13 protein-coding genes are annotated in these 21987 nt (G+C 52.8%); all 13 read left to right on the top strand.

Going from position 1 to position 21987, the window contains the following annotated elements:
- Positions 1–50 precede the first annotated feature (50 nt).
- The 13 genes from BP71_RS02870 to BP71_RS02930 all read left to right on the top strand — a co-directional run bounded on the left by BP71_RS02870 (position 51) and on the right by BP71_RS02930 (position 21938).
- Entirely contained in the window at positions 51–3458 is a 3408-nt protein-coding gene (locus BP71_RS02870) for a TonB-dependent receptor (RefSeq protein ID WP_496376402.1), read from the top strand.
- Between the two features lie 7 nt (positions 3459–3465).
- Positions 3466–5025, top strand: coding sequence for a RagB/SusD family nutrient uptake outer membrane protein (locus BP71_RS02875; RefSeq protein ID WP_496376404.1), 1560 nt, complete (start codon positions 3466–3468; stop codon positions 5023–5025).
- Between the two features lie 95 nt (positions 5026–5120).
- Entirely contained in the window at positions 5121–6005 is an 885-nt protein-coding gene (locus BP71_RS02880) for a DUF6528 family protein (protein ID WP_496376406.1), read from the top strand.
- A 138-nt stretch (positions 6006–6143) separates the two neighbouring features.
- Complete coding sequence (locus BP71_RS02885; protein WP_496376408.1) at positions 6144–7973, top strand: alkaline phosphatase; 1830 nt, start codon at positions 6144–6146, stop codon at positions 7971–7973.
- Positions 7974–8185: 212 nt separating this feature from the next.
- Complete coding sequence (locus BP71_RS02890) at positions 8186–8779, top strand: RNA polymerase sigma factor (protein WP_496376409.1); 594 nt, start codon at positions 8186–8188, stop codon at positions 8777–8779.
- 99 nt (positions 8780–8878) lie between these two features.
- Complete coding sequence (locus BP71_RS02895) at positions 8879–10111, top strand: FecR family protein (protein ID WP_496376411.1); 1233 nt, start codon at positions 8879–8881, stop codon at positions 10109–10111.
- A gap of 175 nt (positions 10112–10286) precedes the next feature.
- Complete coding sequence (locus BP71_RS02900; RefSeq protein WP_496376413.1) at positions 10287–13868, top strand: TonB-dependent receptor; 3582 nt, start codon at positions 10287–10289, stop codon at positions 13866–13868.
- A gap of 24 nt (positions 13869–13892) precedes the next feature.
- Positions 13893–15617 carry a RagB/SusD family nutrient uptake outer membrane protein gene (locus BP71_RS02905; protein ID WP_496376415.1) on the top strand — a complete coding sequence of 575 codons (1725 nt, stop codon included), beginning with the start codon at positions 13893–13895 and terminating at the stop codon, positions 15615–15617.
- Positions 15618–15917: 300 nt separating this feature from the next.
- Positions 15918–17852, top strand: a complete 1935-nt coding sequence (locus BP71_RS02910) for a c-type cytochrome (RefSeq protein ID WP_496376417.1) — start codon at positions 15918–15920, stop codon at positions 17850–17852.
- Positions 17762–18130, top strand: a complete 369-nt coding sequence (locus BP71_RS02915; RefSeq protein WP_496377742.1) for an outer membrane protein assembly factor BamB family protein — start codon at positions 17762–17764, stop codon at positions 18128–18130. Before BP71_RS02910 ends, BP71_RS02915 begins: the two co-directional genes overlap by 91 nt.
- Positions 18131–18327: 197 nt before the next feature.
- Positions 18328–18510 (top strand): hypothetical protein, encoded by a 183-nt coding sequence (locus tag BP71_RS02920; RefSeq protein ID WP_496376419.1) that lies wholly within the window; start codon positions 18328–18330, stop codon positions 18508–18510.
- Positions 18511–18606: 96 nt separating this feature from the next.
- Entirely contained in the window at positions 18607–19989 is a 1383-nt protein-coding gene (locus tag BP71_RS02925) for an enolase C-terminal domain-like protein (RefSeq protein WP_496376421.1), read from the top strand.
- A gap of 44 nt (positions 19990–20033) precedes the next feature.
- Positions 20034–21938 carry an SGNH/GDSL hydrolase family protein gene (locus BP71_RS02930; protein ID WP_496376423.1) on the top strand — a complete coding sequence of 635 codons (1905 nt, stop codon included), beginning with the start codon at positions 20034–20036 and terminating at the stop codon, positions 21936–21938.
- Positions 21939–21987: the final 49 nt, after the last annotated feature.

Consider the following 21987-nt stretch of genomic DNA (forward strand, 5'->3'; position numbering starts at 1 on the left):
GGGAGTGGCAAGCGCTTCTTGAGATGTTTTATCAAAAAACTTTTGAAAGTATGAAAAAAACTCGACACCCGAGCGAGCGGGGCTTGTATTGCCCGGCATTTCCGGGATGCAACGTCCTACAAAACCTGTTACGCCTGTCCATGGTGACATTAATGCTTCTCTTTTTTGGTTCGCTTTTCCAGGTCCAGGCCGGCCCCGGAAGCGCCCAGCCACAGATATCTATCCTGAAAAGCGGCGTTGCGATCAAAGACCTCCTGAAACAGGTCGAAGCGCAAAGCCAGTACCGCTTCTTTTACAATCATGCCCGGGTCGATGTCTCCGAGAAGGTCAATGTGAATATCAAAGGCGCATCGGTAACGCGGGCGCTGGATGAAATTTTCCGGAGTACCGACATCGGCTATAAAATTACCGGCAGGCAGATCCTGCTTTACAGGCGGATGCATATCCGGCTGGATTCCGTTTCCCTCGATCATCACCGTGATATCCGCAGTGACGTGATCGCGGCGGTCTTCGCCGTCTCCGGAAAGGTAACGGGTAGTGGCGGGGAGCCGATTCCCGGCGTGAACGTAGTTTTGAAAGGTACAACTACGGGCACGTCCACCAATGTCGAAGGTAATTTTTCACTGACGATCCCAAGCGGCAGCGGTACATTGATTTTCTCCTTCATCGGCTATGATACCCAAGAGGTTCCGGTGAATGACCGTGCGGTGCTGGATGTCGTTTTAAAAGAAAATAACCAGGCGTTGAACGAGGTCGTGGTGGTAGGTTACGGTACCCAGAAAAAGGTCAACCTGACCGGTGCACTGTCGACACTGGATATGAAAACGAAGGAAAATACCCCGGTGACGAACACCAGCCAGGCATTGCACGGCGTGTCGGGATTGTGGGTTAACCAGGCGGGTTCCAAACCCGGTGCCGACAATGCGACGATACGGATTCGGGGAGTGGGGACGACCAACAACAGCAATCCGCTGGTGCTCGTGAATGGGGTGGAGTACGATATGAATATGGTCAACCCGAATGATATCGAGACGATCACCGTCTTGAAAGACGCCTCTGCGGCCATCTACGGTTCCCGGGCGGCGAATGGCGTGATCCTGATCACTACCAAGGCAGGAAAGGAAGGCAAAACGCAGATCAACTACAATTTTTCCTATGGCTTCCAGACTCCTACCCGTATGCCCGACGTGGTGTGGGACCCGATCCAGTATATGCAGCTCAAAAACCAGGCATTGCGGAACGAAGGTAAGACAGTCGTGGATTACAGCGACGCGCAAATCGACCAGTACCAGAAGGGAATGGCTACCAATCCTTATGCCTATCCGAACATCAACTGGTTCGATCAGGTCATGCGGAAAGGGAAGCTCAACCAGCACCATTTGCAGTTTTCAGGCGGAAGCGACAAGCTGACTTACAGCCTCGCATTGGGCTATATGAACCAGCAAGGCGTATTGATCGACAATGACAAGGCCGACCGTTACTCCCTGGATCTGAATCTTTCAGCCAAAGTCACTAAAAATCTGCGGGTAGGAGCCAACCTCATCGGCAGTTACCGCCACTCGCAGGAGCCGGTGGACGGTACTTCTTCCTATTTCGGGGCGCTGATGCGCGTGTTGCCGATTTTTACTCCTTACGTACAGGACGGCCGCTATGGTAATGTCGCATTCAGAACGCCGGGGCGGAATTCCATCGAAAATCCGATGAAGCTTGTGAAGGAAGGCCAGCGTACTTACGGCGTGCAGCGCCTTCTCACCAAACTCTACGCCGACTATCAGCTGCCACATAATCTGAAATACAGTATCAATTTCGGTTTCGACAAGCTGGATAGTCTGGAAAGAAGGTTCAACTCGCGGGTGAACACGTACGATCCGCTCACGCTTGCCCCGATGACCTACGGAAATCCAGTGGCCTATAATGCCACTGGGGATAATCTCAACCTGACCTTCTACCAGACGCTTTCCTGGGAACAGACACTGGGCGGCAGCCACAACGTTTCGGCGATGATCGGGCAGAGCTACAACGACTTCGACCGGGGTAAATTTAGTTCCAGCGTCGAAAGCACCCCGGGCAGCACATTGACCGACATCGGCGCCGGTTCCCTGAACCCTGCCGTGGGCGGTGCCGTCACGCGCGACAGGCTAGCGTCCTACTTCGGAAGGATCAATTACGCATTCAAGGAAAAATACCTGCTCGAAGCGGTACTGCGTTACGATGGCTCGTCCCGTTTTGCGCTCGGCAAGCGCTGGGGGCTTTTTCCGGGGATCTCGGGTGGCTGGCGGATCGATCAGGAGGATTTCTTCCGTTTGAAATTCATCAACCTGCTGAAACTACGCGCTTCCTGGGGCAAGCTGGGTAACCAATCGGTGCCGTTGTACAGCTACCTCAATGTGGTTTCACTCGGGGGCGACTACTCTTTCGGAGGGGTGATCCAGCCCGGTGCCGCCACCACCGCCTACAACGACCCGGGTATTTCGTGGGAAACGACCGCGAACTACAATGCGGGGATCGATCTGGAAGCATGGTCGGGCAAGCTGGGAGCGGAGTTTGATATTTTTACACGCAAAACAACCGGTATCCTACGTCAGGTAGCGATCCCTTCGCAGGTAGGCGCCCTTGCGGGGCCTTCGCGCAACATCGGGGCTGTGAACAACGCCGGTTTTGAACTTTCGCTGAGCCACCGTAACCGCATTCAGGATTTTCGGTATGAGCTGCGGGCTGGTTTGAGTTATGTCAAAAATGAAGTGAAAGACCTGCGCGGAGAAACGGTAATCGATGGCCGCCGGATCCTTAAAGAAGGCGCGCCTATCGACGCATATTACCTCTATCAGGCCGACGGGATCTACCAGACGCAGGATGAAATCAAAAACAGTGCGACCGTCAGTAGCGCCGTTAAACCGGGTTATCTCAAATACAGGGATGTTAATAACGATGGGAAGATCAATGGCGACGACCGCATGGTAACCGGCTCATCGATTCCGAAGTGGAATTACAGCTTTATGATCAACCTGTCGTACAAACGGTTCAGCCTGAATACCTTCCTGCAAGGTGTGCAGGGTATCAGCATTTATCCGACGGCCAACCTCGCCTACCCGGTTAACAACGGTGCCGGCCTCACCAGGGAATGGGCCACCGACTCGTGGACCCCCCAGAACACCGGGGCACGCCTGCCGATCCTGACCACGCCGCAGGGTGCTTCCGAAAACTACCAGAACTCGACATTCTGGCTTCGCGACGCTTCTTACTTGCGGGTACAGAACGTTCAGCTGAACTATGCATTCCCGGAACAATGGCTTGGCAAGGCTAAAATCAGCAAGCTGAACGTGTTCTTCAATCTTCAAAACTTTTTCACTTTCTCGAAGTACAAAGACTCTGACCCCGAACGAAACATCAGGCAGGATACCCTGTATGATTATCCATTGCTGAAAACAGTGAGTTTTGGTCTGAGCGCTTCATTCTGATATGCCTATGAAAACCTTGAAAAATATACTCTGCATTGCATTAAGCGGGTTGCTGATGACCGGCTGCGGCAACGATATCCTCGATACCGATCCCAATGACCGTTATTCGAAAGAAACCTTCTGGACCACCGAAGCGAATGCGGCGATGGGATTGAATGCCTGCTACTCGGTGTTGCGCACAACGGGCGCATACGGCGGGACTGCCACACCCCTCTGGGAAGAAACAGCCACCCCCAATGCCTATAACTACGATAATTCGGGCGGGTGGAACGTGATCGCTGCCGGTACGCAGACTGCCACCAACTCTGGCATCGTGGGCTCCCGCTGGGACGACAGCTACCGTGGGATAGGTCGCTGCAACACCCTGCTTGCCCGGATCGATCCCATTCAGATGGCGGACGCAACGAAAGACCGTATGAAAGCGGAAGCCATGTTTTTGCGTGCGCTTTTTTATACCAACCTGGAAATGTACTATGGCGGCGTGCCGCTGATCCTCGGCGAGCCCGACCCGAACGAGCAGGCCTCACTCCCGCGTAACACGCGCAATGAAATCGTGCAGCAGATCCTGAAAGACCTCGACGCCGCAGCGGCCACATTACCTGTCAAATATACGGTGGCGGGAGACGTCGGCCGCGCCACAAAAGGTGCTGCGATGGCGTTAAAAGCACGGGTACTGCTTTTTGAAGCGAGCCCGTTGAACAACGTTTCCGGCGATAAAGCCAAATGGAAACAGGCAGCCGACGCCGCGAAGGCGGTTATGGATCTGGCCGGTACTGGCTATGCTTTGTTCCCGGACTACCGCAAACTGTTTTTGCCCCAGAACGACAACAGCGTAGAGTCGGTTTTTGATGTGCAGTTCATCACGCCGCAACAAGGAAGTTCATTCGATCTGATTGGTCGTCAGTATAATACGAATGCGCCTGTTCGCGACCTCATCGACGCCTACCTCATGAAAGACGGTTTACCACATTCCGCGTCGCCCCTGTACAATGCCGCGAAGCCTTACGAAAACCGCGATCCGCGCCTGTACCAGACGATCGTATACCCCGGTGACACCTTCCAGGGGGAACTTGTCACACCGGCGCGTTTTGTGGTGACGGGCTATGGTACCAAGAAGTATACCGTGTATGACAAAGAACCCAACAGTAACAACATCCAGGGCGATCGCTCGGAGATCAATTACATGGTGATCCGTTTTGCGGATGTGCTGCTGATGTACGCCGAAGCTCAGAATGAAGCGGCAGGCCCGGACGCCGCCGTCTATTCGGCTTTGAACCAGATTCGTACCCGTGCCGGAATGCCTCAGGTAGCCGGTGGGAAAACACAAGCCGAGTTGCGTGAGATCATCCGCCTTGAACGCAGGATCGAGCTCGCGCAGGAGGGTTTCTACTACAATGACATCCGCCGCTGGAAGACGGCGGAGAAGGTTTTGAATGCTCCCGTCCTGACCTATGACAACAAAACCATCATGACCCGTACCTTCAACCCGGCACGCGACTACTGGTGGCCGATCCCCGACGTCCAGCGCGACCGTAATCCAAGCCTGGAACAGAACGCAGGATATTAATAGCATAAATGGCCGGAAATGCAGCTGCTTTCCGGCTGTTTTGTTGATTTTTATTGAAAAGAAATTGCCTTATTTAAAACTGACCAATAACCCTTATGACAAATTTTAAAACAGGCCGAACGCTCGTATTCCTGTTGTTTTCCCTGAACCCGGTATTCTCCCAATCGAAGAAATCGTTCCTCGTCTGCGGCGACAGCAAGGTGCTGATGGTGGACTACAACCAGTCTAAAGACAGCATTCCTTCGGTGGCGTGGTCATGGGACGCGCACGCAGCGATGGATCTGCCCGAGCAATTCCGCACGAAAATGTTCAACACCATGGATGACTGTAAACCCATCCGGGGCGGTAAGCAATTGCTGGTATCGTCTTCCGGCGGGGCGATAGCCATTGTCAATGTATCCGACAAAAAAGTGGTCTTCCACGCGGCTGTCCCTAACGCGCATTCAATCGCACTGCTGCCCGATAACCTCATTGCCGCTGCGGCTTCTACCCACAAAACAGGTAACAAAATCATGCTTTTCAGCGCCGGTCAGCCCGATAAGCCGTTGTATACCGACAGCCTGTATTCCGCACATGGCCTTGTCTGGAACGAAAAGCGGAAAAGTCTTTTTGCATTGGGTTACGATGTGTTGCGCGAATACAAGATTATCTCTAAAAACAGTCTGAAAATGGTAGCCCACTGGAAAATACCAGGCATAGGCGGCCATGAACTGCAGCCCGCGGGCGACAACGGCGATCTCTTCGTGACCGAACACCATGGAACGTGGCGCTTTGAACTGGTAACGGGGCAATTCAAAAAGATTGAAAGCTTCCCGGACGGGGAAAATATCAAGAGCCTGGGCCGTAACCGGGCAGGACAGTACATTTACACAGTCCCGGAAGAAAGCTGGTGGACGTTTCATGTCCGGTTTCACAACCCGGCGCGCGTATTCGCATTCCCGGACCTGCATGTGTACAAGGCGCGGTGGTTTAGCGAGTAAGCGATGCGGTATGCTGTCCGCGTTTTAAATTATTGTTATGATCAGGGCATTATGCGACTGCCGAACGTCATTTAAACGGATATTTGCGGCATTCGCCGGTCACAACCATCCAATCAGCCTGCCGGCAACGCATTTTTTATGAAAAAGTTTTTCCGACCATTACTTCCCCTTTTTGCACTTTTACCTTGTGCCGCTTCTGCCCAGACCAATACCGAAAACCCGCTGAATCGCGCGCATTCGCATAATGATTACATGCAGGCCGCGCCATTCGCGCTGGCTTATCAGAATCAGTTTGGTTCGGTGGAAGCCGATGTGCATTTGCGTAACGACACCCTGTTTGTCGCGCACGACGCGAAGGACATCAGCGCCGACCGCACTTTTGATAAGCTCTATTTGCAGCAGATTGCAAAGCAGGTCGGTAAAAATCAGGGCAGCATTTATCAAGACAAAAGTCGGGTAATGACGCTGCTTGTCGATCTGAAAACGGCTTCACAACCGACTTTGCTGGCATTAGTCAGGGCATTAAGCCCCTATCAGGAACTACTGCTCCCGAAAGGCACTGTCAAAGTGGTCGTGAGTGGCGATACACCTGCCCCCGGACAGTTTGAGCAATATCCTGCATTCATCTTTTTCGACGGTAGGCCGGGCATTACCTACACCCCCGCGCAGGCACAGCGCCTGGGCATGATCAGTCAGGATTTTCATCGTTATTCGCAATGGAATGGCAAGGGTATCCCGGTAGAAAAGGACCGGAAAGCCATTCAGGATGTGATCGCCGCGGCTCATGCCTTGGGTAAGCCGTTCCGTTTCTGGGCGAGCCCGGATAATATCAATGCCTGGAAGATCCTGATGAGCCTGGGAGTAGATTACGTCAATACCGACCATGTGGCCGAGCTGGGAGCCTTCCTGGCTAACCGAAAAAATGCGGAGTACCAAGGTAAGGAAGCTTACCAGCCCTACCAGCCGACGTATAAGAACAATGATGCCATGGGCAAGGTGAAAAACATTATATTGCTGATAGGGGATGGGATGGGGCTGGCGCAGATCCATTCCGGGCTCACGGCGAACCGCGGACAGCTGAACCTGGGCCGTTTCCTGAATATCGGTTTTTCGAAGACGGCATCTTCCGACAATTACATTACCGATTCCGCCGCAGGGGCCACCGCATTTGCAACGGGTAACAAGACCCGCAACCGGGCCATTGGGGTAGACTCGAACCTCGTTGCCGTTCCTTCGATCATCCGGCAGGTAAAGGCATCGGGCCGGAAGGCCGCGCTGATCTCGGCGGGCGACATTACCGATGCAACACCGGCCTGCTTCTACGCCCATCGTCCCGAACGCAGCATGATGGACGAGATCGCAACGGATTATCTGAAAGAGCCGGTGGACGTGCTCATCGGTGGCGGGTATAGCCATTTTGCCAAAACCAAAACAGCTGATTCGCTGAAAGCACGCGGCTTCCAGGTCTCCAATGACTGGAAAGAGCTTGCTGGTATGAAGGCCCCGTTCGTTTTGCTGGATGACAAGCATGTCGTTTCCATGCTTCATGGCCGGGGGGATTTTCTGAAAGATTCATTTCAAAAAGCACTGCAATCCCTTCAATCGAACCCCAAAGGCTTTTTTATGATGGCTGAGGGCGCACAGGTGGATTACGGCGGCCATGCCAACATAGTTCCGTACGTAGTGACGGAAATGCTGGATTTCGACAAACTGGTAGGCGAGGCGCTGCGTTTTGCAGATTCCAATGGCGAAACACTGGTGATCGTCACCGCAGATCACGAGACGGGTGGTCTCACATTGCTGGATGGCAACCTGAAATCGGGCTATGTCGACGGGCACTTCAGTACAGGCGACCACACGGGCATTATGGTGCCGGTGTTTGCGTATGGTCCCCATTCGCTGGATTTTCGCGGCGTTTACGAGAATACCGAGATTTACCACAAAATGAAGAAGTTGCTTACCAAATAAGTTGAAATAACGTCAGAGGTTGGTGAAAACACCAACACATGCTACTCCGGGCTGCGGGGCTTCCAGAATTTCAGGAAGTGCCCGCAGCCCATTTTTTATGCACAAGTGACTTTTCGTGCAACGTCCGCTTTTAAAATATTGACATTTTATAGTTATATTTTTATATTCTCGCCGTTTATCTACTAGTTTTGCCGGATCTTTTCTGAAAACCATTGAAAATCGAAGCGTTACATAACGAGGCGGAGCTTCTGACCCAAATCGCGGCCGGTAGCGATACGGCGTTTGCCGCGCTGTTTCATTGGTATCGCGACAAAATTTATTCGGTAGCATTACGTCTTACGCATTCCACATTCCAGGCCGAGGAGGTTGTTCAGGATATTTTTTTGAAGCTGTGGGTCAAAAGGGAAAGCCTTGTCGCAATCGCCTGCTTTGAAGATTACCTGTTCATCATGACCCGTAACCATGTTTTTTCGACTCTGAAAAGAATGGCGCGGCAACAGCAGCTCGTGGACGACCTGCAACTGGAACTTCCCTCCGCCGAGGACACGACCTATAACCGGATGATGGACCTGGAAATCGAAGAGATTCTGCACCAGGCTGTGGAACTGCTTCCCGCGCAGCAGAAACAGATCTACCTGATGAGCAAGGAGCAGGAACTGAAGCGTGAGGAGATTGCCAAAACGCTGCGTATTTCGTCAGAAACCGTCAAAACACATCTCGCCCGCGCATTGCGCCACATCCGTGCTTACAGCAAGCTGAGGCTGGACCTCACCATTTCCTGGCTGCTGTTTTTCCTGTTAAATTAAATTAAAAACTTTTTTTTGTCTCATTGTCCCCCGTAAGTCGCTGGCAGGAGTCTTTATGGTTGAAGCACCGGTACTGCGCGGCCGTAATCCTGACTATCTATGCAAAATCAACGCCTGGACGATTTGTTTTTCCGGTATTGTGAGAAAAAAATAACCGACGACGAACGGGAAGAGCTCATGACCATGTTGCTGGCGGACGAGAACCGGGAGCAGATCAACGGCCTGATCGACCAATTCATACGCAGCGACGATTCGGGACAAAAGCTGTCTGCCGAAACGGCGGACGATATTCTCAGCTCCATTTTCTCGGCGACGTCGCAACCCGCTCCGCCCGACACCCGAGAGGCGGAACAGGACGAAACCCGGGTGCGTCCGATGTGGCTTTTCAGGCTTGCAGCGGCGTCGGTGGCGTTGCTGCTCCTGTATGGCGGATACAAATGGTCCAACGTTCCCAAAGCGGTGGCACCGGTGGCAACGCTGAGCAGCGTGTATGGCGACGACGTGCCGGCAGGCGGCAACAAGGCAAGCCTGACCCTTGCCGACGGGCATACCTACGACCTGACCACCATTACCGAGGGCAATCTTTCGGGCCAGCCCGGCACGAAGATCAATAAATCGAAAGGGGAGATCACCTACGGGCAATCGTCGGGCAAAGATGCGACCATAGCATTCAATGTATTGAAAACGCCTCTCGGCGGTCAATATAAAATCGTGCTGCCAGACGGGTCGCGAGCCTGGCTTAATGCCGGATCGAGCCTGAAATATCCGACTGCATTTTCAGGACCGCACCGCGATGTAGAAATGACAGGTGAAGTGTACTTCGAGATAGAACCTGATAAAAGCAAACCTTTCCAGGTGCGTGTCACGGATCGGGAGCGAAATGGAAAGGATATGGAAATCACAGTATTGGGCACGCATTTCAACATCAGCTCCTACGGTGACGAGCCCACGATGCAAACCACCTTACTGGAAGGTTCAGTACGTGTGAAGAAGAATGAGGTAACGAAAGTGCTGGCGCCCGGTCAGCAGGCGAGAGTGGCTACGGGTGAGTCGGTGCCGGATATCGCAGTGAAAACCGTCGACGCAGAAAGCGTGGTAGCCTGGAAAGAAGGCCGTTTTGAGTTTAATGGCAACATTCGGGAAATCATGAGGCAGATTTCGCGGTGGTACGACCTGGACGTGAAATACGAGGGGAATGTCGAAAGAAAATCATTTGCCGGAACGATCTCCCGGAAAAACAATGTGTCGGAAGTGCTCAAAATGCTCGAACTGACGGGCGGCATCCAGTTTCGGATTGACGACCGGCGAATAACCGTGAGAAATACAGACTGATCAATACCTTCAACTTAACCCTGATATACCATGAAATCCCTGAATTCTTCCTGACGACAGTTGAGAAGGGTTGATCTGAAAAGACCGGATGCGTTGCGACCGCACCCGGCCTGACCTGATTAGTCCTGAGATCATTGGACAACGATACATTCACTTTAATCAAGCATACAAAACTATGAAATTTGTATACAAGGGCAAAACTGCCTCTTGGGTGGCGTATATACTTATGCGTTATAGAGAGAGAGCGTGCGCCGTCAAACAACGAATCGACTTTGGTAAAGTCCTCCTGACGATGAAATTGACCGTATTCATATTATTGATTGGTACGTTACAGGTGCTCGCAGAAGATACCTTCGCCCAGCAGGTGTCCTTTAAAAAGAAGGATGCGACGCTGTTGGAGGTGCTCAAAACCGTGCGGAAGCAGACGGGCTACCTCTTTATCTGCGACCTGGATATGCTCGGCCAGGCCGACAAGGTCAGCATTAACGTCACCAACGCCCCTTTGAAGGAAGTGCTGGACGCCTGTTTTGCCGGGCAGCCATTGACCTACAACATTGTGGACAAGACCATTATCGTTAAAAGGAAGAAGGAGCAACCCCGCAAAACCAGGGAGCAGGCGAGCCTCCGGGAGCCCTTCGCATTTATGTCCGACCCGGTATTGAAAGACCGCATGACGGAACTGATGCGTAAAAAGGTAAACCTTCAGACCATCTTCGACATCAGCGTCAGTGGAAAGGTGACCGACGAAAAAGGCGAGCCGCTGGCGGGGGTGAATGTGATCCAGAAAGGTACTCAGCGCGGGACTTCCACCGACGAGAAAGGAACTTTCAATATCGATATTACCGATGCAGACGCCGTGCTGACGTTCTCGTTCGTAGGCTTTACTTCCCAGGAACTGATCGTCGGAAGACGGAGCCAGATTGACGTCACTTTGAAGATCGATAACAAGGCACTGGAAGAAGTGGTGGTAGTGGGCTATGGCACCCAGAAGCGCTCCGACCTCACCGGATCGGTATCGTCTGTGAAGGCGGAGGATATCAAAAGCCTTCCCGTACGCAGCGTGAATGAGGCGTTGCAGGGGCGTGCGGCGGGTGTGCAGGTGACCCGTACCGACGGTTCGCCGGGCGGAGGTGCCGATATCGTGATCCGCGGGGTAGGCTCCATCGGCGGAATGGCGCCGCTCTACATCGTGGACGGAATCCGGATGTCGGCAGGTAACAACTTCAATTTGCAGGACGTCGAATCGATTGAAATACTGAAAGATGCCAGTGCGGCGGCCATTTATGGTGCGCAGGCGGCGGGTGGTGTGGTGCTCGTGACCACGAAACGAGGCGTCGCTGGTTCTGATAAAATGAATATCAATTTCAATGCCTATTATGGTGTACGCCAGCCCCGCAACCTTTACAGCATGCTCAATACGCCGGATTACATCAAAGCCAAGGCGGCTTCGGGGGTAAATACCAGCGGTTGGGGCGATCCGGCGACTTTGCCTGACAATGACTGGGCGGATCAGATCTACCGCAATGGCAGCGATCAGAGCTATTCGCTCTCCCTTTCCGGGGCAACTGCCAAAACCAACTATTACCTCTCCGCCAACTACCAGCGCGAAGGCGGTACCATCATCGACAACTGGTTCGAGCGGTATGGCATCCGTTCCAATGCGGATTTCAAGATCAACAACCGCCTGAAAGTAGGAGAAACGCTGTATGGCTGGCGCACAGGCAACAATCCGGTGCAAACCAGCACATTTCCGTTCCGTTCGGCGCCATTAATACCGGTGTACGACCCTACCAACCCCGTAGGCGGCTGGGCCAAGACCGGTACTTTTTTCACCGGCCCCAACCTCGTGGGAAACGAGTATATCAACCACGCCAAGAATATCCAGTATGCATTGGAAGGGAATATCTATGCAGACTGGGAAATCGTGAAAGGCTTGAATTTCAGGTCGACTTTCGGGGCGTCGATTTACAGTGCGGCGAACTATAAGTTTACCGAAGCCTATGATTTTGGCACGCTCAAAAACCTCAATGCATTCCTGAGCCGCGACCTCAATAATTCCCGCAACCTGACCGCAAACTTCGTTTTGACCTACAACAAAATGTTCGGCCGTCACGAGATCAAGGCCATGGCCGGTTACGAAGCCTACCAATCGGATCTGAGCAATCTGCACGGCGAAGCACAGGGTTTTCAGGTAATTACTTACAACCTCGGGATGACGACCAATCCAAGTACTTACAAGGCAAGCGGTGGGGAATTCCCGCAGACCAGACTGCTGTCTCAATTCGGGCGTATCAATTATACGTTTGCGGACCGGTACCTGTTTACTGCCAACGTCCGCCGAGACGGTTCCGATCGCTTTGGGCCCGCGAACAAATGGGGGGTGTTCCCCTCATTCTCCGTTGGCTGGAAAATGAGCGAGGAAGCATTCGTGAGGGATAATTTCTCCCAGGTTTCGAACCTGAAACTACGTGCCAGCTATGGGAAGCTCGGCAGTACCAGCAGCATTCCGCAATACACCTACCAGTCTTCTTTCGGAGGGAGTGGCGGGACCAACATCCTCGGGCTTCCGGATGGCAGCCGGTCCAAAGGGTATGCATTGACGGCCCAGTTGCCGAATCAGAATATCAAATGGGAGCAGGTGAACCAGACGGACATCGGCCTGGACCTGGGCTTGTTCAAGAATGCATTGAACATCACCGCCGACTGGTACAGCCGCCAGACCCAGGACATGATCTACCAGGTTCCTGTGCCGGTCTCGGCGGGCTTCTATGGAACCAGCGGCGTGTTTACAAACATTGGTCAGATGAGCAACAAGGGGCTTGAACTGGCTGTGGACTACCGCGGCAAGGTCAAAGACTTTACCTATTCCATCAGCGCCAATGCGGCATTCAACCGCAACCTTGTGAAACAGCTGAGCGGCACGAACAATAATCCGATCAACGACGGTGCCGCGGGTGATTACCTGGAAAGTACCGTAACGCGCACGCAGGCGGGTAAGCCGTTGAGCCAGTTTTACGGCTATATCGTCGAAGGCCTCTTCCGAAACGATGCCGACGTAGCCTCGCTGAACCAGAAAGCACAGGAAGCCGCCGCAGCCGCCGGCAAACCTACCACCGGCGTTTTCTATCAGAATGCGGGTACCGGCGCGGGTGACCTCCGGTTCCGCGATGTGAATGGTGATGGCCGCATTACCATCGATGACAAGACTTACATTGGTAACCCCTGGCCGAAAATGACCTACGGCTTCTCCCTCAATCTCGGCTGGAAAGGCATTGATTTACAGGCGATGTTCCAGGGTGTTCAGGGTGTGGACGTATTTAACGGAAACAAATACTACACCCAGTTCTTTGTAGGAGATTATAACACGACCAGGGATATTTTCAATACTTCCTTTTTCAATGGAAATGGCCTTACAGACCAACCAAGAGTAGGAACGACCGACGCATCGGGCAACTACGTGCGCGACCCGAATTCGAACTATACCCGTATTTCCTCATTCGTGGTGGAGAATGGCTCTTTCCTGAAACTGCGGAACCTTCAGGTAGGGTATACCTTGCCATCCGCGCTGGTGAAGCAATGGAAAATGAGCGGTTTGCGGATCTATTTCCAGGGGCAGAACCTGCTGACATTCACAAAGTATTCCGGATTGGACCCCGAAGTGCTGGGACGCAATGGCACTACGGCACGCGGACTGGATACCATTTATTCCTATCCACGCACGAGACTCATTTCAATGGGTATCGATCTGAATTTCTAAACGATTTTAACAGCTAGCAAGGCTATGAAAATATTTCAAAAACTTCTCCTGCTCTTTGTGCTGACCGGAATGGCGTCATGCAGCGACGACTTTGTAAATGTCGAAAATCCGGGAGCACTTGCACCGTCGCAATACCCGGCATCGGTGGCGGATCTTGAACAGTTGCTGACAGGCGTTTACGCTACCCAGCATGCTACGGGCTTGTTTGGTCACACGATGCTGGCGAAAAATGCCTTCCTCTGGGATCATACCACCGATCTGAGCTGGCAGGGAACGCCCACCTGGATCCAGATGGGGCAGAACAATTCGCAGCCCAACGATAGCTTCCTCTACGACAACTGGCGCGAACTGTGGCGCGGTGTTCAGCGTGCGAACACATTGCTGGCCGGTGCCGAAGCCTACCGCCAGAAGGCACCTCAGGATGGCGCGACAGTCGATCTGATCAAGGGGCAGGCATTATTCCTTCGGGCGTGGTATTATTTCTATCTGATCACTACCTGGGGAGAAGGTTTTAATGCGGGTACGGATGGGGCCAAAATGGGGATTCCGATCATTACCGAGGTGGCTTCCGGGTTGGATGAGACACAAGTGCCGCGCAAGACGGTGAAGGAAGGCTGGGACTTCATTATCGGGGATCTCAAACAAGCGGAGACACTCCTCAAAGGTGCGAACTGGACCGGTGCGACTGACAAATACAAAGTTTCCGGTTGGGCTGTAAAAGGCTTTTTAGGTAAAATATACGCCTATCAGGCGGATTGGACCAATGCGAAGACGTATCTCGGCGATGTGGTAACCAACAGCGGCAAGTCACTGGTTTCGTTCGATGTTTATAAAGACATGTTCAATGGTAAAAACGAGTTTACCTCCGAATCGCTTTTCGAGATCAACCTGAATGTAGACATGACCGCCCGGGGAGGTGACGACCAGTCGATGGGATCGAGCATCGGGATGGTGATCGCGCCGACCTATGTAAGCGACAATGGCGGACAAGCGGCTTCGGCATGGTCCAATGTGTTTCCGCATGCCAAAAATATCGCACGGTTCGGGTTCAATGAAGGGCATTATTTCAAACCCGGAACGACGAGCGCGAACATTGCGAATGTAGATCCCGCTTACATTACCCGTTCTGTGGAAGCCCGGAAGAAACAAACCGTGGACCCGCGCCTGTGGGTGGCCTGTTACCAGCCATATGTGGATTCGATGATCGTTAGTGGTAAAAAACGCCCGATTTCGCACTATCTGGACATTAGTGAACTGGACATGGAGGCATGGAGCTTTCGGAAATTTACCAATCCGACCGGTACTGAAGCGGAGATCAATATGTCGAGCGGAGCCAATATTCCCTGGCTGAGGCTGGCCGATATTTATTTGCTCTACGCGGAAACGCTGGCGAAGTCGGGAGATAACGCCATGGCTTTGGAATACATCAACAAGGTGAAGCGGCGAGCTTACGGGCTGCCGGTCAATGCACCGTCGGCGGTGGATTACAAAAGTCTCACCGACCAGACGAAAGCGAGCGACGCCGTCCTGAAAAACGACCCGCTCAAATATGAGCGCTGGGCAGAACTCTTTGCCGAGGGGCATTGGTGGCTCGATGTCCGTCGCTGGCAGATCGGCGACAAGGAAGCGGCTTATTACCAGCGTATTCGCGGCGGAACCATTCAATGGGATCCGACCGACTATGCCCAGCCGATCCCGATCAATGAAATCACGTCGAATGTAAACATGCGGCAGAACCCGGGGTATTGATGGCGGCAGTCTAAGGGGGCATTGGCGGATGCTTGAAGCGATATGTGATAACGTTGAAGTAGATCATTCTGAACGAATGTCGACCTGAGGGTTAAATAGCATGCCTAAAAAATCAATACCTCCTGAGGTTTTTGCTTTATCACAGCAGGTTACTACGGTGCGCTGCACTCCCTGTTTTCATTGCTGAATTATCGACCAATATTACGGTGCTCCGCGGCCTTACAGTTGAGGCGCGGAACGTCGCAATATTGGTAATACTGACATTTAGGTCTGTTTTACCTAAACCAAAATTGCTATTTCATGAATGCCAACCAACACGAAAGTGCCGGGCCGTATGCGCGGTTTTGGCATTGGCTGGGTATTTGCGTGGTGCTTGTCACGCTGGCGGGCACGCGGTCGGGCGAGGACGGCCGCAATACAGATTGGGTCGCTTATGGAGGGAACAAGGCGGGTAATCGCTATTCGCCATTAACGCAGATCAATCTGAACAATGTGAAACAACTCCGGGTAGCCTGGGAATATGATGCCTCGAAGCTTCCGGAAGGTGTTGCGGCCCCGCGGCGGCCGATGGAAATCCAGTGCCAGCCGATTATTGTAAAAGGTATCCTGTACGGAACGACGCCGCATTTGAGCCTTTTTGCATTGCGGGCGGATACCGGTGAGGAGCTTTGGCGGTTCGATCCCTTCAAGGATGGTACGCCGCGTTTCCATGTGAGCCGGGGTGTTATGTACTGGGAAAGCGGACAAGATAAGCGCATACTCTACACGGCAGGGAACCAGCTGTTTGCGGTGGATGCTGCGGGCGGGCGGCTGGTGGAAACATTTGGAAACGGTGGGAAGGTGGATCTGAGCGAGGGAGTCACCGGTCGTCCCGGGCGTGGGAGCGATAAACTTTCGGTCGATGCGACGTCGCCGGGCGTGATTTACAAAGACATCCTGGTGATTGGCTCGCGCGTATCCGAGTATGGGGATGCGGCGCCTGGCCATATCCGCGCATTCGATATCCGTACCGGGAAGCTCAAATGGACTTTTCATACTGTGCCGGAACCCGGTGAACCCGGACATGATACGTGGCCGGAAAATGCCTGGAAACGTATTGGAGGTGCCAACAACTGGGCTGGCATGGTGCTGGATGAAAAACGAGGTGCGGTGTATTTCGGTACGGGTTCACCATCGGTGGATTTTTACGGGGCCGACCGGGCGGGGAAGAATTTGTATGCCAATTGCGTGATTTCCCTGAATGCAGAAACCGGCAGGATGAACTGGTACTATCAAACGGTACACCATGATCTCTGGGACCGGGACATTTCATGCCAGCCTAACCTTATCACGGTCAAACGCAAGGGCAAGAAGGTCGATGCGGTAGCGCAGGCGACAAAGGATGGGTTGCTCTTTTTGCTGGACCGGGATACCGGTACACCATTGTTTCCGGTAGAAGAACGCTCAGCTTGGGCAGATTACCAACTTCCCGGGGAGCGTCCCTGGCCCACACAGCCTTACCCGTTGAAACCCGCACCTTTTGCCCGTCAGGTTTTTACTTTGGACGAAATCACCGACCGTACGCCCGAGGCGCATGCATTTGTGAAAGAGAAATTTGCCCAGACCCGTTCGTGTAACAAATACATGCCGCCGAGCAAGGAAGGAAGTCTTTACCTGGGCATTGGGGGTGGTGCCGAATGGGGTGGCAATGCGGCCGATCCGGATGGGATCCTTTACCAGAATTCGAACGAGATGGTGTGGGACCTCAAAATGATGGATTACAGCGGTCCGCGGAAAGCAGGGGCATCGCCCGGCCAGCTCGTGTACATGCGCAACTGCGCGGCGTGCCATCGTGCCGACCGGCAGGGGAGCGGACAGGAGTACCCCAGCCTCGCGCAGGTAAGCAGCAAGCTGAGCCGCGATGAGATCGGCAACATCATCAAAAGCGGGCGGGGGCGGATGCCTTCATTCCAGCATGTTTCGGAGAAGGAGAGGCAGGAACTGGTCGACTTTCTTTTGAATAAGGAAAATAAGACCATGGCTGTTCTGAAAATCATGGTTCAGGCGAAGCGCCGGTTACCAGGCCGCAGAGTGATTTTCCGTACATACCGCCTTACATCAACAATGGCTGGACGCGTTTCTTCGATCCCGATGGCTATCCGGCGATCAAACCGCCCTGGGGAACGCTCAACGCCATCGACCTCAACACCGGCGAATACCTCTGGCGTGTGCCATTGGGTGAGTTCCCTGAGTTAACTAAAAAGGGCATACCCATTACAGGAACTGAAAATTACGGCGGACCAATTGTTACAGCTGGTGGATTGGTATTTATCGCAGCAACTAAAGATGAGCGCATTCGCGCATTTGACCGAAAAACGGGGAAGACAATATGGGAGTATCAGCTGCCCGCGGGCGGCTTCGCAACGCCGGCTACTTACATGGTCAATGGGAAACAATATGTGGTGATAGCGGCAGGCGGTGCAAAAAACGGCCATAAGCCAGGAGGAAAATACATGGCATTTGCGTTGCCCTGATCATGTGCCCCAAACCTGTAGTTTTTCAAAATGCGGAATGTTTTCGGAGGTGATTTCAGTGAGCGCTTTCCCCCATGAAAAACGATGTGCGATTGGACTTATTGTTAGTGGTAAAATATATATTAAAATATTGATTTACAGGTAATTAGTAGATTTTTGTTCGCATATATTCGTGCCCGAATTAACCTTAAACTATCATGATGAAAGAAGAAAAAGCCCTTCGTGCAGGTCCATCAAAAATTGAAATCGTGTATCAGCGAATGGGTTCGCCGCGTGATCCTGCCGTTTTCCTGATCATGGGCAGTGGGGGGCAGCTGATCGCCTGGCCGGATGGCTTTTGTGCTGAACTGGTCCGCCGGGCGGAGGCAGCGGTCTCCTGAAACCGATTATTGAATCATTAACCGTATTGAATGACTATTCCTGACCCATAACCATTTCCTGACCTTTTAACCAATTGAATCCTAATCCAAAAACTCATGAAGAAAAATAGCTTTGAGCCTGATGAAAGCCGCCGTAATGCATTGAAAATGCTCAGTGCCGGATCGGCCGCCGGAATACTGGGTTTCCTTGGCGCGGCCGACCGTGCTTACGCCCGGGGTGGAGACCCACGCGAGCATTATATGACACCCGCGTATGCGAAGGGATTGGCCCCCGTGAAAATCAAAAGCGTGAAAGCCATCGCCACCGCGCCCCAGGGATCGAACCTTATTGTGGTAAAGGTGGAAACGACCGAGCCCGGGTTGTACGGTCTTGGCTGCGCCACATTTACCCAGCGTGCCGTGGCGGTGGTGACGGCCATCGATACGTATCTTAACGAATTCTGCGTCGGCAAGGACGTCGATAATATCGAGGACATGTGGCAGTCGACGTACGTGAGTTCCTACTGGCGGAACGGTCCGGTACTGAACAATGCATTGAGCGGGCTGGACGAGGCACTATGGGACATCAAAGGCAAGCGCGCCGGAATGCCGGTATACCAGTTGCTGGGAGGTAAGGCGCGTTTCGCGATCCCGTGTTACACCCACGCCAACGGCAATACGCCGGAGACTGTGGCAGAAGATGTACAACGCATTATGGACCGCGGTTTCAAATACATCCGCATTCAGCAGGGTGGATACGGTGCTGTGGGGGCCACAGAGCAGAAGCCGGATTTCAAGGCGGCGGGCTTCGGCGGTGCTACTGACAATTACATGAACGAAAGGGCCTATCTGAAATCGGTACCCAGGCTATTTGAAGCGGTGCGTAAGAAATGTGGAGAGGAAATAGAATTGCTTCATGATATTCATGAGCGCGTGCAGCCGATGGATGCCATCAATATGATCCGTGCGTTGGAAGAATACCGCCCCTTCTTTATAGAGGATCCGTTTTCACCCGAAAATATGGGCTGGTTCAAACAGCTGCGGCAGAGCACCACGGTACCCATCGCAATGGGCGAACTTTTCAACAACATCAATGAATTCCGTGATCCGATGGCGAACCAGTGGTTCGACTACATCCGTTGCCATGTGTCACAGATCGGCGGCATTACACCGGCGATGAAGGTGGCGCGACTGGGGGAATGGTTCAATATCAAAACGGCCTGGCATGGGCCGGGGGATGTTTCTCCCGTGGGTCACGCGGCGCACGCGCACGTCGACCTCGCGGTCTGGAATTTCGGTATTCAGGAAGCCGTGAGTTTCAATGATAAAACGCAGGCTATTTTCAAGGGCTGTCCCACGATGAAGGACGGCTATATGTCGGTAAATGAAGTACCGGGACTGGGCGTGGATATCGACGAAAAAGAAGCGGCTAAATATCCGATAGGCACAAAATCAAACTGGCAGGTTCGTAAATTTGACGGGACGATCATCCGGCCTTAGAGCACCGGAAAGCGGTCGGCCATACAACATCATCAATCGCGCGAATGAACCATAAACGCCAGTTTCTTTTTAAGATCATTGCCGTGTTAATGCCCTTTCTGGTGCTGATCGTACTGGAAGGGGCATTGCGACTGTTTGGCTTCGGCCACGATTTAAGTGTATTTGCCGCTGACCCAGGCCGGAAAGGTTATCTGGTCTTGAACCAACACGCGTCCAAGCGCTATTTCTCAAATCAAAAGAATGCGACTTTCGGCAATTCCGAGTCCTTTCCGGCAAAGAAGTCTCCCGGCACCATGCGCATTTTCGTATTGGGCGAGTCGACGACTATTGGCTATCCCTACATGAACAACGGCTCGTTCCACCGCTGGTTGCAATACCGGCTCATGCATACTTATCCCGAGCGGGATTTTGAGGTCATCAATCTCTCCCTCACAGCCGTCAACTCGTACACCGTGCTGGATTTTGGCAAAGCGGTCCTCGACTATGAGCCGGACGCCGTGCTGGTTTACACGGGGCACAACGAATATTACGGTGCAATGGGCGTAGCAGCCACGAAGGGTATTGGTCACAACCGCTTTCTGGCACGCCTGCTCATGCATTTGCGGGAATACAGGATTACCCAGCTGCTTGCATCGGCTATGGATGCCGCCGGAGAGATGGTAGCTGGACAAAAGACCGACCTGCGCGAAAACCTGATGAAACGCATGGCGGCCGACCAGCAGATCGCCTTCGGCTCGGAAGCTTATCAGGCCGGGGTCGTCCAATTCAGGGCGAATATAGACGAACTGGCGAAGGTCATGAGCGAGAGGCACGTACCGTTGCTGATCAGCAATCTGGTTAGTAATGAAAAAGACCTGAAACCCTTTGTCAGCATTTCCGGGAAGGACGGAGATTCGGCAGATGAGCATTATAAGGCCGGTATGGAAAAATACAATAAGGGCGATTCTATTGCTGCCAAAACGGAACTGGTAACGGCCAGGGAACTGGACGCATTGCGTTTCCGCGCCCCGGAAGCTTTGAATGGGGCGATCGGGGAAATAGCAGGCCGGTATAAGGGTGTTACTGTTATCGATTCCAAGGCAGTTTTTGAAAAACATTCTGTTCAAAACATTCTTGGAAAAGAAACGCTGCTGGAACATGTGCATCCTAATCTGTTCGGTTATGCGTTGCTGTCCGAAGCATTTTATAATGGGTTGAAACACGCAGGCCTGCTCCCGCATCCATCACGGGAGATCTCTTTTTCAGATTTGCGAAAACAAATGCCGGTTACGGCTGTGGACTCACTGAAAGGAGAGTATGAAGTGATGATCCTCCGGGAAGGCTGGCCGTTCAATATCCCGATGCCTGCGGAAGAAAAGCGGGAAAAAACGGAGGAAGAAAAGCTCGCAGGGGCGCTGGTAGTCAAACAAATATCGTGGCGTGATGCCATGGCACGGCTGCAAAAGCATTACGCTGCCTCAAAGGACACAGCAGGAATACTCCGTGTAGCGGAAGCACTGGCCCTCGATGATCCGTTGAATCCGATGCATTTCGAACAGGCCGGTAAACTGAGCGCGGTGCTCGATCTGAACGGCCGGGCCGTTAGCTACCTGGCAAAGGCGTTCCGCATGGAAAGCAGTTTCGAGCGTGCGCGAATGCTTTTTGTATTACTTCTGAAACTGGACAAACCGGCAGAGGCATTGCCTTATGTAGCCTACGCAGCGGCCCATAACAGTGCGGGGTTTAGTCTTAACGAGTTACATAGCTTTGTGCAGCAGCTGGTTGAAATGAAAAGGAGATTTGGGACGGATAGTAATAATGTAATACTGAGCAACCAGCTCGCAGAAGGCTACCTCAAATTCGCCAATGTGGCGGCGGCGGAAAAGTATATTATGAAAACATTGCGGATGGATCCCGACAATGCGGTTGCATTGGGTTTACTGAAAGAGACTAAGCGCATTGGGAAGTAGATCCCGGAAGGCTTACAAGCAGGAGGCATCGTCGAGCGTCCTGGCACAC

The organism is Dyadobacter ginsengisoli DSM 21015 (assembly GCF_059568735.1).